Origin of the sequence: Streptomyces sp. NPDC001137 (assembly GCF_040298885.1) — a bacterium.
Taxonomy (GTDB): domain Bacteria; phylum Actinomycetota; class Actinomycetes; order Streptomycetales; family Streptomycetaceae; genus Streptomyces.
The window spans coordinates 338,930-351,000 of the sequence record NZ_JBEPBA010000006.1 but is presented as its reverse complement, the minus strand read 5'-3'; the positions used below and the strand labels follow the sequence as shown (position 1 = coordinate 351,000).

11 protein-coding genes are annotated in these 12,071 nt (G+C 70.4%); 3 read left to right on the top strand and 8 right to left on the bottom strand.

Annotation, left to right across the window (positions count from 1 at the left end):
- Window positions 1-50: 50 nt before the first annotated feature.
- Window positions 51-782 carry a flavodoxin family protein gene (locus ABT254_RS15015; RefSeq protein ID WP_351468864.1) on the bottom strand — a complete coding sequence of 244 codons (732 nt, stop codon included), beginning with the start codon at window positions 780-782 and terminating at the stop codon, window positions 51-53.
- A 168-nt stretch (window positions 783-950) separates the two neighbouring features.
- Here ABT254_RS15015 and ABT254_RS15010 point away from each other — a divergent pair, with 168 nt between their 5' ends.
- Both ABT254_RS15010 and ABT254_RS15005 read left to right on the top strand, forming a co-directional pair.
- Window positions 951-1,412: an SRPBCC family protein gene (locus ABT254_RS15010; RefSeq protein ID WP_351468861.1), complete on the top strand. Its 462-nt coding sequence runs from the start codon at window positions 951-953 to the stop codon at window positions 1,410-1,412.
- On the top strand, window positions 1,412-1,741 hold the full coding sequence (locus ABT254_RS15005) for a TfoX/Sxy family protein (protein ID WP_351468858.1): 330 nt from the start codon (window positions 1,412-1,414) through the stop codon (window positions 1,739-1,741). The genes ABT254_RS15010 and ABT254_RS15005 overlap by 1 nt, the downstream gene beginning before the upstream one ends.
- A 12-nt stretch (window positions 1,742-1,753) precedes the next feature.
- On the opposite strand, the gene ABT254_RS15000 is transcribed toward ABT254_RS15005, so the two are convergent.
- The 7 genes from ABT254_RS15000 to ABT254_RS14970 form a co-directional block, all read right to left on the bottom strand.
- Entirely contained in the window at window positions 1,754-2,737 is a 984-nt protein-coding gene (locus tag ABT254_RS15000; RefSeq protein WP_351468855.1) for an aldo/keto reductase, read from the bottom strand.
- 90 nt (window positions 2,738-2,827) lie between these two features.
- Window positions 2,828-3,490, bottom strand: a complete 663-nt coding sequence (locus ABT254_RS14995) for an NUDIX domain-containing protein (protein ID WP_351468852.1) — start codon at window positions 3,488-3,490, stop codon at window positions 2,828-2,830.
- Between the two features lie 57 nt (window positions 3,491-3,547).
- Complete coding sequence (locus ABT254_RS14990) at window positions 3,548-4,996, bottom strand: alpha-amylase family protein (RefSeq protein WP_351468849.1); 1,449 nt, start codon at window positions 4,994-4,996, stop codon at window positions 3,548-3,550.
- Entirely contained in the window at window positions 4,993-7,746 is a 2,754-nt protein-coding gene (locus tag ABT254_RS14985) for an MGH1-like glycoside hydrolase domain-containing protein (protein WP_351468846.1), read from the bottom strand. The genes ABT254_RS14990 and ABT254_RS14985 overlap by 4 nt, the downstream gene beginning before the upstream one ends.
- A 95-nt stretch (window positions 7,747-7,841) precedes the next feature.
- Complete coding sequence (locus ABT254_RS14980) at window positions 7,842-9,461, bottom strand: serine/threonine-protein kinase (RefSeq protein WP_351468843.1); 1,620 nt, start codon at window positions 9,459-9,461, stop codon at window positions 7,842-7,844.
- Between the two features lie 185 nt (window positions 9,462-9,646).
- Window positions 9,647-10,735 carry an N-methyl-L-tryptophan oxidase gene (solA, locus tag ABT254_RS14975; RefSeq protein ID WP_351468840.1) on the bottom strand — a complete coding sequence of 363 codons (1,089 nt, stop codon included), beginning with the start codon at window positions 10,733-10,735 and terminating at the stop codon, window positions 9,647-9,649.
- A gap of 225 nt (window positions 10,736-10,960) precedes the next feature.
- On the bottom strand, window positions 10,961-11,455 hold the full coding sequence (locus tag ABT254_RS14970) for a PaaI family thioesterase (protein WP_351468837.1): 495 nt from the start codon (window positions 11,453-11,455) through the stop codon (window positions 10,961-10,963).
- A 100-nt stretch (window positions 11,456-11,555) separates the two neighbouring features.
- On the opposite strand from ABT254_RS14970, the gene ABT254_RS14965 reads away from it, so the two are divergent.
- Window positions 11,556-12,023 carry a winged helix-turn-helix transcriptional regulator gene (locus ABT254_RS14965; protein WP_351468834.1) on the top strand — a complete coding sequence of 156 codons (468 nt, stop codon included), beginning with the start codon at window positions 11,556-11,558 and terminating at the stop codon, window positions 12,021-12,023.
- Window positions 12,024-12,071: the final 48 nt, after the last annotated feature.

Here is a 12,071-nt window from a genome sequence, read left to right as displayed (position 1 = left end):
GGCGGACTCCCGGGTTCCCAGTGACGCGGCTGGAGTCGATGGTAGGGATTTCAGCGATGCTCGGGGTTCTCCGCGTCGAAGCGGCAGCCGGCGTCCCACTCGGAGCGCTGGTTGCCGTGGGCGGGGATGCCCTTGGCGCGCTTGAGCATGGCGGCCAGGTGCATCAGGTTCCAGGTCATGAACGTGGTGTTGCGGTTGGTGAAGTCGTTCTCCGGGCCGCCCGATCCGGGGTCCAGATACGACGGTCCGGGCCCCGCGGCGCCGATCCAGCCGGCGTCGGCCTGCGGCGGGATGGTGTAGCCCAGGTGCTGAAGGCTGTAGAGGACGTTCATCGCGCAGTGCTTCACGCCGTCCTCGTTGCCGGTGATCAGACAGCCGCCGACCCTGCCGTAATAGGCGTACTGTCCGGCGGAGTTGAGCAGCGAGGAACAGCTGTAGAGCCGCTCGATCACCTGCTTGGTGACCGAGCTGTTGTCGCCGAGCCAGATCGGTCCGGCGATGACCAGGATGTCCGCCGCCATCACCTGCTCGTACAGCGCAGGCCAGTCGTCCGTGGTGAAGCCGTGCTCGGTCATGTCGGGGTAGACGCCGGGGGCGATGTCGTGGTCGACGGCGCGGATCTCGGAGGTGGTGACCCCGCGCGACATCATGATCGACGCACTTTTGTCGATCAGCCCCTGGGTGTGGCTGAGCTGGGGCGAGGGCTTGAGGGTGCAGTTGATGAACAGGGCGGTGAGGTCCTCGAAGCGGTACGCGTCGTCGGTCGCGGGCGATGCGGTCATGGGCGTACTCCTAAAGGCGGGATCGCCGGGCGGGTCGAGCCGCGGCTCAGCAGCAGCCTCTCGCCGCGGCGGCGATTTGTCCTGCTCTGGCGCGGCGGCGTAAGAGACCCGTCATATCGGGGCGACGTACGACGCGCGCCCGCCGCCCGGCGCGGGGATCCTGGGAAGGTGACGATCGACGTGACCGTGACACGTGTGATCCCGCTGTCGCCCGAGCGGGTGGCGGAATACGCCATGGACTGGCGCCACGACGCCGAGTGGACGCAGGGCATTCGTACTGCTGAGCTGACGCGGGAGGCGGACGGGGGCGGCTTCGGCGTCGGCGCCGAGGTCACCCGGACGGCGTTCTTCCTCGGCCGCCGCATCGACTACGTCCTGCGCGTGACCGCGCACGACTTCCCCCGACTGCTGGACATGGTGTCGGTGGCGGGCCCGATGCCCATGCACGTGACGTACTCCTTCGAGCCGGACCCGGCCGGCACCCTGGCCCGCATCCGGGTCCAGGGCGGCTCCGACGGCTTCTACCGGCTTGCTGCACCGCTCCTGGCCCGCCAGGTCCGCTCCTCCCTTCGCAAGGACCTCCGCGACCTCGAACGCCGACTCACCCACCGCACGGATCGAGGCCGCTGATGGCGTACGACGAAGGACTCGCCGAACGGATCCGGCAGCACCTGGGCGCCGATCCCGGCGTCGCCGAGAAGCACATGTTCGGCGGCATCGCCTTCCTGCTGCACGGCAACATGGCCGTCGGGGTGACCGGCGACGACCTGATGGTCCGCGTCGGCCCCGACGGGACGGACGCCGCGCTGGCCCGGCCGGGTGCCCGCCTGTTCGACATGACCGGCCGCCCGATGCGCGGCTGGGTGGTCGTGGACTCCTCGGTTCTCGCCGAGGACGAGACACTCGGCGAGTGGATCGACGAGGGGTACGGCTTCGCCGCGGGCCTGCCGCCCAAGTGACGGGGAGGGGCCTCAGTGTGCGGCGTCCAGCCGGGCCCGCTGCTCCGCCGTCAGTTCCAGGTCGACCGCGGCCAGGTTCTCCTCCAGCTGGGCGAGCGTCGAGGCACCGGCCAGCGGGATGACCGGGAGGTCGCCGCCCAACTGCCAGGCGAGCACGACCTGGTTGGCGGTTGCGCCGGTCTCGCGGGCGATCTCGCGCAGCACGGTGAGGCGGGCCGGGGTGCCGGGGTGGTCGTAGTCCGAGGGCAGCCGGTCGGGGTGGGTGTAGCTGCCCTTCAGGAGGGGTGAGTACGCCACCAGGGTCAGGGCGGGATCGGCCCGCACATACGTCAGCAGGTCGGGGCCCGCGTGGCCGAGGCTGCCGTAGGGGAACAAGTCGTCGGGTACGTCGGAGCGCGGGCGCAGATAGCTGTGCGCGTACTGGAGGACCTCGTAGCCCGGCAGTCCGGCCGCGGCGGCGAGCGCGCGGGCCCGCTCCACCCGCCAGGCGGCCTGGTTGCTGACGCCGAGCAGCCCCACGGTGCCCTCGGCGACCAGCTCCGCGAAGCCCTCGACCGTCTCCCGCTGGGGCACGGCCGGGTCGTCGATGTGGGCGTAGAGCAGGTCCAGCTTGTCGACGCCGAGGCGTTCGCGGCTGCGTTCGGCGGACTCGCGGATCACCTTCGCCGACAGGCCCTCCGGGTTGTCGATGTAGCTGGTGCCGGGGGCCAGCGGGCGGGCGCCGACCTTGGTCGCGATGAAGATCTCGTCGCCGATGCCGCGGCTGCGCCGCCAGCGGCCGAGGAGTTCCTCGCTCTGGCCGCCCTGCCCGCCGTCGACCCAGAACGCGTAGTTGTCGGAGGTGTCGATGAAGTTGCCGCCCGCCTCGACGTACCGGTCGAGCAGGGCGAAGGACGTCTTTTCGTCCGTGCGCGAGCCGAACAGCATCGCGCCGAGCGCGAGCACGCTCACCTCGCGGCTGGCGTGCGGGTCCGTTCCGATGGTGCGGTACTTCATGCCGGGTCCTCCCGTCCGTGCCCGTGGTTTCGGGTACGAACGGGAGTCTTCAGCCTGAAGCGCACTTCAAGTCAAGGGGCCCGGCGTGCACTACTTGCTGAACGGGCCCTCAAGCGCCGCCCACTGCAACAGCATGATCGTCTTGGCGTCGGTGATCTCGCCGGTGCGGATCATCTCCAGGGCCCGGCGGAAGGGCAGTTCGACGATCTCGATGTCCTCGCCCTCCTCGTCCAGGCCGCCGCCCTCGTGGGTGCGGGTCGAGGGGCCGTAGGCGGCGGCGTAGAAGCTGACGCGTTCGGTGACCGAGCCCGGGCTCATATAGACGTCGAAGACGTGCTGGACCTCGCCGATGGTGTGTCCGGTCTCCTCCACCACCTCGCGGCGGACGGCGAGTTCGGGGTGCTCGTCATCGTCGTCGAGGAGTCCGCCCGGCGTCTCGACCAGCATGCCGTCGGGGTGCCCGTTGACGTACACCGGGAAGCGGAACTGCCGTGTGAGCAGCACGGTTTCGCGTTCGGTGTCGTAGAGCAGCATGGTGGCGCCGTTGCCGCGGTCGTGCGTCTCGCGCTGCTGGGTGGACCAGGTGCCGTCGGCGTGCCGGAAGTCGAAGGTGGTGGCACGCTCGACGTACCAGTGGCTGGAGAGCAGTTTCACCTCCCGCACCTTCACACGGGGGTTGCCGGTCAGATCGAGTCCGGTGCGGTCCAGGCCGGTGCGGCCGCGGCCGTCCGGGGTGTCGATGCCGGCGGTCATCGTGGACCGCCGGCGGTGCGTGCGTAGGTCATGGTCGCTGTCTACCACGGCCGCCGGTCAGGTCAGGGTCAGCACGTGGGTGTGCCAGGCCGGCAGGTCGGCGAACAGGCCCGGGGTGAGCAGTTGGTCGCCGGCGCGGTCGTAGGTCTGGCCTGTGAGCAGGTCGGTCAGGTGGCAGGGGTGGCCGGCCAGGTCGGGCCAGGGCAGGGGGACTTGCCCCTGGGACGGGGTGGCGGAGTAGTTGACGATCACGAGGTGGCGGGTGCCGGGGCCGGTCCAGCTCCAGGCGAGCAGGTTGCGGTGGGTGTCGTTGTCCGGCCAGCCGGTGGTGGTGAGGAGGCGCCATTCGCCTTCCCGTACGGCGGCCGCGACAGGGAGCAAGTGGTCGTAGAAGGCGAGGATTTGCTCGTCGGGCGGTTCCTGCGGGCGGCGGGCCAGGAAGACGGGTGGGCGGACCTTGCGGCCCTCGAACTGGCCCTCGTGCCAGAGCGTCGCGCCGGGCAGCGTGGCGATGGTGACGGCTGCGGCGCGCTCCTGCTCCCCCGGCATGGTGGCGGCGGCCCGCGGCTCGTCGTGGTTCTCCAGGAAGCGGACCAGGCCGCGCTGGTAGCTGAGGCCGGCCTGGAGGTGGGTGCGGGTCGACTCGGCGCCCTCGTGGAGGAGGCGGTCGTAGAGCCGCTTGTCGTAGCAGTGGTCGAAGCCCTGTTGCTGGAGGGCCCATTCGAGGTCCCAGTACGCCTCGGCGACGAAGAGCAGGTCGGGGTGGTGCGCCCTGACGCGCGGGACGACGTACGGCCAGAAGTCGTCCGCGGGCAGCGGGCCCGCGCGGTCGCCCCAGGTCTTGGCGAAGACGTCGTTCATCATCAGCATCGCCATGTCGCAGCGCACGCCGTCCGCCTGGTCGCCGATGGAGACGAGGGTGTCGACGGCCGCCGTGCGCAGGTCCTCGCTGAAGGCGTTGAGCTGGACGACGTCCGGCCAGGGGGCGAAGTACGGGTCGCGGCCGTTGGCGTAGATGTGGCCGCCGACGTCGAGGAAGGCCTCGGGTGACCGGGCCAGGTCCTCGCGGGTGCCCTGGATGAGGCGCTCGGGGTGGTCGGTGAGCCAGGGGTGGTCGGGGGCCACATGGTTGGGCACGTAGTCGAGGATCAACCGCACACCACGGGCGGCCAGTTGGGCGCGCGCCTCGGCCAGGCCTTCCGGCCCGCCGAGTGAGGCGTCGACCACGTAGTCGCGTACGCAGTACGCGGATCCGGCGATGTCCGCCTCGGTCAGGTCGGGCAGCGCCTGGCGGAACGACGCGAGCAGGGACTCGTCGCGCAGGGCGATCGCGAGTCCCGCAGGGCTGCGCTCCCAGACGCCCATCAGCCAGATGGTGTCGATGCCGGGCCGTGCGACCTCGTCCCAGATCTCGGCTGGGACGTCGCCGAGGGTGACGCGGCGCCCGTACCGCCCGCTCAACTCGCCGAGCCAGACGAGGGTGTTGATCTCGTAGATGACGGTCATGACAGGGGCTCCTCGTCGCCCGAACCGGCGAACCGTTCATCCCGTTCGTCCTGTTCCCTCACGGAGCGCAGGGACTCCCGGCCGCCGCGGTGCCAGTCGTCGGCGCTGATGGCGTGGAAGAGGGTCGCGGTGGCGGCCACCAGTCCGGTCCAGCCGGTCTGGTGAGAGGCTCCGAGGCCCGCGCCGTTGTCGCCGTGGAAGTACTCGTAGAAGAGGATCAGGTCCTTCCAGTGGGGGTCCTTGGCGAACTTGGGCTGCGCGCCGTGGACCGGCCGGTGGCCGTCCTCGCCGGTCAGGAAGGTGGCGGTGAGCCGGTTCGAGATCTCGCGGGCCACCTCGTAGAGGTTCAGCCGGCGTCCGGAGCCGGTCGGGCACTCCACGGTGAAGCCCGGGCCGTGATAGCCGTGCAGGTTGAGCAGGGCGCGGATGAGAAGGAGGTTCATCGGGAACCAGACCGGGCCGCGCCAGTTGGAGTTGCCGCCGAACATGGCGGAGTCGGACTCGGCGGGCAGATAGCCGACACCGTACGTCCGGCCGTTGACGTCGAAGTGGTACGGGTGCTCGGCGTGGTAGCGGGAGAGGGACCGGATGCCGTGAGGGCCCAGGAACTCCTCCTCGTCGAGCATGCGGGCGAGGATGCGGCGCAGCCGGTCCTCGCCGAAGAGGGCGAAGAGGTAGCGGCCGTTCTCGTCGGCCGTCCCCAGGTCGTGCTGTTGGACGACGGCCTCGACGGCCGGATGCCGCCTGATGAACTCCTTTGCCCCCTCGACCAGTTCGGGGAAGGTACGGTCGGCGCGGCCGCCGATGACGCTGGTCGCCGCCAGCGGTATCAGGCCGACCAGGGACCGCACCTTCAGCCGGGTGGCGGTGCCGTCGGGCAGCCGTAGCACGTCGTAGAAGAAGCCGTCCTCCTCGTCCCAGAGGCTGGCGTTGTCCTTGCCGATGCGGTTCATGGCGACCGCGATCCAGGCGAAGTGCTCGAACAGCATCTGCGCCTGCTCGACGTAGACGGGGTTGTCGACGGCGAGTTCGATGGCGATGTCGAGGAGGTTCTGGCAGTACAGCGCCATCCAGGCGGTGCCGTCGGCCTGGTCGATGTGGCCGCCGGTGGGCAGGGGGGCGCTGCGGTCGAAGACGCCGATGTTGTCGAGGCCGAGGAAGCCGCCCTGGAAGACGTTGTTGCCGTCGACGTCCTTGCGGTTGAGCCACCAGGTGAAGTTCTTCGTCAGCTTCTGGAAGGCGTTCTCCAGGAAGGCGCGGTCGGCGTGGCCGGTGCGGTGCTTCTCGAGTTCGTAGACGAACAGGACCGCCCAGGCGTGCACGGGCGGGTTGACGTCGCCGAAGTTCCATTCGTACGCCGGGATCTGACCGTTGGGGTGCAGGTAGAGGCGGCGCAGGAGGAGCTCCAGCTGCCCCTTGGCGAAGCCGATGTCGACCATGGACAGGGCGAGGGTGTGGAAGGCGAGGTCCCAGGCCGCGAACCAGGGGTACTCCCAGGTGTCCGGCATCGACATGACCTCGTCGTTGACCATGTGGTACCAGGCGCTGTTGCGGATGCCGGGGTCGGCTGCGAGGGGGTCGACGCCGTGTTCGGCCAGCCAGCGCTCGACGTCGAGGTAGTAGTACTGCTTGCTCCACAGCATCCCGGCGAGCGCCTGGCGCACCAGCCGGCGCTCGTCCTCGCCCATGCCGTCGGGGACGACGTCCTCGTAGAAGGCGTCGGCCTCGGTCCGGCGGGTGTCCATGGTCGGCGTGAACTCGGCCCAGGGATCGGCGAGTTCGGTGTCGGACAGCCGCAGCCGGACGGTCACGCCGGCACCGGCGGGGACGGTCAGGGTGTGGTGGAAGGCAGCCTTGGTGCCGGTCTGCGCGGGATTGACGGCACCGGTCTCGCCGTGGACGACGCAGCGGTCGATGCCGTCCTTGACGTAGGGCGTGCTGTTCGGGCTGCCGAAGATGCGCTGGTTGTTGGTCTCGTTGTCGGTGAACAGGGCGGGGGCGTCGGTGTCGCAGTACAGCCATCGCGGGCCGAGTTCGTCGTGGTCGGCGCGGATGGCGTCCGCCGTCTTCGTGAGGCTCGGGACGGCCGTGCCGCCCGCCCAGGACCAGGTGTGCCGGAACCAGAGCGTCGGCAGGAGGTGGAGGGTGGCCTCGTCGGGGCCGCGGTTGTGAGCGGTGATCTCGATCAGCAGGTCTTCCGGTCCGGCCTTGGCGTACTCGACGAAGACGTCGAAGTAGCGGTCCTCGTCGAAGATGCCGGTGTCGAGCAGTTCGTACTCGAAGTCGCGACGGCCGCGGGCCTTGTTGGTGTCGACGAGGTCGGCGTAGGGGAACTCGCCCTGCGGGTACTTGTACAGGTACTTCATGTACGAGTGGGTGGGCGTGCTGTCGAGGTGGAAGTAGTACTCCTTGACGTCCTCGCCGTGGTTGCCCTCGGAGTTGGTCAGGCCGAACATCCGTTCCTTGAGGATCGGGTCGCGGCCGTTCCACAGGGCGGGCGCGAAGCACAGCCGCTGCTTGTCGTCGCTGATGCCGGCGATTCCGTCCTCGCCCCAGCGGTAGGCGCGGGAGCGCGCCTGGTCGTGGGTGAAGTACGACCAGGCCTCGCCGTCGGGGCTGTAGTCCTCCCGGACGGTGCCCCACTGGCGCTCGGCGAGGTAGGGGCCCCAGCGGCGCCAGGCCGCACGGGACGCGTCGGCCTCCGCCAGCCGTTGCCGCTCGGCGCCCACCGTGCCGCTGTCCTCCGCCATCGCCGCCTCCTCCGCCCAGCCCGGCATTGTTCCCAGACTCGGACGTCTCGGACGCGGTCGCAATGGGTGGGGGGGGCGGAGGGGGGACTTCCCGTTCAGCTGTCGGCCGGCATCACGCTGTTGATCTTGCCCTTCGTGTCCGCCACCAGATAGCCGGTCTGGCCGTACTCGTTGCTGAGGTAGATCCTCATCCCGACGGGAAAGTCGAAGGCGTTGCCCGGGGGGTCCAGCACCAGGTATCGGGTGTTCGCCTTGGGTACCTTGAGTTTCTTCTTGGCCTGGGCCAGCAGTGAGGGGACCTTGTCCCAGTCGAAGCCGTCCAGGCGGACGGGTCTTTCTTCGCCGGTCAGTGTGCCCTTGATGATGTCCTGCTGTACGCCTTGGCCGGGGCGGTAGGTGTACGAGTCGTACGCGGTGTCGCTGCCCTTCACCATCACGTCGGCCGAGACGTACTGCGGGTAGACCGTCAGGTCGCCGAACCGGTACCGGCCGGTCTCCTTCTCGATGGCCGCGATGGCGGTGCGGATGCCCTGCGGGGTCAGCAGGTTGGTCGTGGTGGTCTGTTCCTCGGCCGTGGGAGAGGTGGCGGAGCCGGCCGAGGACGATGTCGTGGGGCCGGAGCCCGTGGTGTGGGAGCCCGAGGCCCCGGACCCGTGTGTACCCGAATCCGGCAGCAGGGTCCACACGAGTACGCCGGCGAGGGCGACTGCGGCGGTGGGCAGGACGAGCAGAGTCCAGCGGCGGCGACCGGCGGACACCGGGGTGGTCGGTGGCGCGTACTGCGGTGGGGCGTCCTGCGGCGAGGTGCCCCACGGGGGGACGGCCGGGGGTTGCAGGGGGAAGGATGTGGGGGGCTCGGGCTGAGCCTGCCGGGCCGCGTCGGCCAGCATCCGTTCCAGTTGCCGGGCGTCGGGGCGGGCCTGGGGATCGCGGACGAGGACGCGGGCGAGGACGTCCGTCAGGGCACCGGCCCTGACCGGCGGCGGTATGTCCTCGGTGAGGACCGCGGCGAGGGTCGCAAGGGTCGTATCCCGGCGCAGCGGATGGTGTCCCTCGACGGCGACGTACAGCATCATCGCGAGCGACCAGAGGTCCGAGGCCGCGCCGCCGTCCTTGCCGGAGACCCGCTCGGGTGCCATGTAGTCGGGGGTGCCGATGACCGAGCCGGTGGCGGTGAGGGCGGTGGTGTCGCGGATGGCGGCGATGCCGAAGTCGGTGAGCACCGGGCGGCCGTCGGGGCGCAGCAGGACGTTGGCCGGTTTCACGTCGCGGTGTTCGATGCCGGCCTCGTGGGCGGCCCGCAGCGCGACCAGCACTTCGAGGCCGATGCGTGCCGCCTCGACCGGATCCATCGGGCCGCGGGCGAGGCGGTCGGCCAGGGAGCCGCCGGTAACGAGCTCCATGACGATCCACGGGTAGGTCCCTGGGCCGCCGTCGACGATGTGATGGATCGTCACCACGTTGGGATGGTCGACCCGGGCCAGGGCACGGGCCTCCCGCAGCACACGCTCCCGCAGCAGCCGTGCCGCCTCCGGGTCGTACTCGGCGAGGCCCGGGTCGGACGGCCGTACCTCCTTGATGGCCACACTGCGGTGCAGCATCAGGTCGGTGGCCCGCCAGACCATGCCCATGCCGCCGCCACCGAGCCGTGCCACCAGCTCGAACCGTCCGTCGACAACCCGTCTCGCGGGGGTGTCTCTGCCCTCGTCGCTCATGCGCGGGAGCCTAGTGGTCCGCCCTGACAACCTCATATCCAGCTCAGTGAGCGAACCCCGGCGACTGCGCCGGGCCGGCGCCCTCCGGAACGTTCGTCGCCCATACCGCGGAACAGCGCGGTGACCTGCACGTCGAGACCGCGTGCCGACCGGGCGGGGATGGCCCGGCCGGTCACCGGCGCGTCTTATGCGGTGCGCCCCAGCCGGAAGCGGGGGTGCGGCTCGGCGTGGCCGGTCGCGAGGTCGGCGGCCATCGCGCCGATGAGCGGGGTGAACTTCGCACCGTGTCCGGAGCACGGGGAGACGATGACGAAGGGGCCGTGACGGTCGAGGATGAAGTCCTCGTCGGCGGTGGTGGTGTAGAGGCAGGTGGCTTCGGCGACCGGTTCGGGATCGAGGCCCGGGAGACGGTCGCGGACGAAGCCGCTGACACGCGTCCGCGACGAGGCATCGACGACACCGCTGCGGGCGCGGGCGGTGGTGGGCGTGCCGCGGTCGTGTTCGGCGACCTTGACCGTGGGCAGCGGACCGCCGTCGCTGCCCGACGGCAGACCGTAGAGGTGCAGTTCCTCGTCCCAGATCAGGGTCGGCCACTGTACGGCCGGATCCCGCTGCGGGAAGTGGAAGACCTGCTGCTGGGTGACCTCCAAGGGCGGCAGCGGTACGGGCAGTTCGAGCTCCGGCAGCCAGGCACCGGCGGCGATCACCACGGTGTCGGCGAGGACCTCGCGTCCGTCGTCGGTGCGCAGGAGCACCCGCTCGCCGCCCTGGATGTCGATGCCCGTGACACGGGTGCCGGTGATCGCCTCCGCGCCGTGCTCGATCGCCCGCCGGACGCAGGCCGCGACGGTCTGGTCGGCGTCGACGACGCCCGCCTCCGGGTGGTGGAGCACCAGGCCCGTGATGCGGATGTACGGCCAGCGCTCGGCGGCTTCCTCCGGGCCGAGGAGCTCATGGGGCACTCCGGCCGCGGACAGGAGCTCGGCGATCCCCTTCGTGTCGCGCTCCTCCCCCATGTCGAGGCCACCGGTCGTGCGCAGCAAGGGAGTTGAGGTGTCGTCCTCCAGTTCCCGCCACTGCTCGTACGCCCGCCCCGTCAGCTGTACGTAGAAGGGGTCGGCGTAAGCGCGCCGGATGATCCGTGAGCTGCCGTGCGAGCTGCCGTACCGGTGGCCGATGTCGTACGCCTCGACCAGCGTGACCTCGTGGCCGCGCCGGGCCAGCTGCCAGGCGGTGGCCGCACCCATCAGCCCGGCACCTACGACGGCGATCACAGCCCCTCCCCGGGGATCCAGTTCGTGCCCGCGAGCGCCACGCGGGCCGTGGCAGCGGATTCGATGGTACGGGCAACCACGTCCTCGTCCTGGGTGGAGATGCGCGGGGGTCGGGTGGTTGCCACCGAGGGCGATCAGCGCCCGCCGTGCCGGTGGCGACCGTAGCCAGATGGCCGGTACCGACGACCGGCAGCAACCGGGCTGAGTGGTAAGGGAGTTGGAACGTCAGGCCCCCGGCACCGGGAAGAGCATGCAGCTGCTCGTGGCGTGTGCGAGCAGGCGGTCCGCCGAGTCGAGGAGCCGCGCCTCGGCGAGCGCGGTGCGCCGGCCGCTGTTCAGGACGCTGCCGACGGCGCGGACCTTGCCCGTGTCGGCGGTGATCGGGCGCAGGAACTTCACGGTGAGGTCGAGCGAGGTGTAGCCCACGCCCGGCGGCAGGGTCGACTGGACGGCGCAGCCGGCCGCCGAGTCGAGCATGGTGGCGTAGATGCCGCCGTGGACGCTGCCGATGGGGTTGTAGTGCTCCTCGCCGGGCTCCAGGGAGAACACGGCGTGGCCGTGGTCGACCTCTTCGATGGCCATGCCAAGGGTGGCGGCGATCGGCGGCGCGGGCAGCCGGCCGGCGAGGATCTCACGGAGGAAGTGCAGGCCGGAGCCCTGCCCGACGGCGCCCGCCGAGATCGCGGGGTCGTCCCAGTCGTACGTACGAGAGCGTTCCATGCGGCTGCGGTTCCTCCCTGACCCACTGACTATGTTTCTCGAAGTTAGCTCTGCGCTTCGCTGACTGTCAATGTCGAAGCCAGGTGTCTACGATGGCGGTATGAAGTGGCTCGAGATGAGCACCGAGAACTGTCCGGTCCAGCGCAGCCTCAACCTGATCGGTGAGAAGTGGTCGCTGCTGCTCCTGCGCGACGCCTTCAACGGGGTGCGCCGCTTCGACGACTTCCGTCGCCATGTGGGGCTGTCGGAGGCGGTCCTCTCCGACCGGCTGCGCAAGCTGGTCGCCGCCGGGATCCTGCGGACGGTCCCCTATCAGGAGCGGGGCAGCCGGACCCGGTACGAGTACCGGCTGACCGCCAAGGGCCGCGATCTGTGGCCGGTCATCGTGGCGCTGCGGCAGTGGGGCGAGGCCTACGTCGGGGATCCCGAGGGCCCGGTCCTGGAGGTCCGGCACCGCGACTGCGGCGCCCCGGTGCGGGTCGTCGTCGAGTGCCCCGAGGAGCACACGGAGCTCTCCCCGAGGGAGGTCACGGTGACGCCGGGGCCGGCGGCGCGTCTGCAGCCCTGAGAGCCTGAAGGCCGTGTCCGGCGGATCTACCGGAGAGCTTGCCGCTCG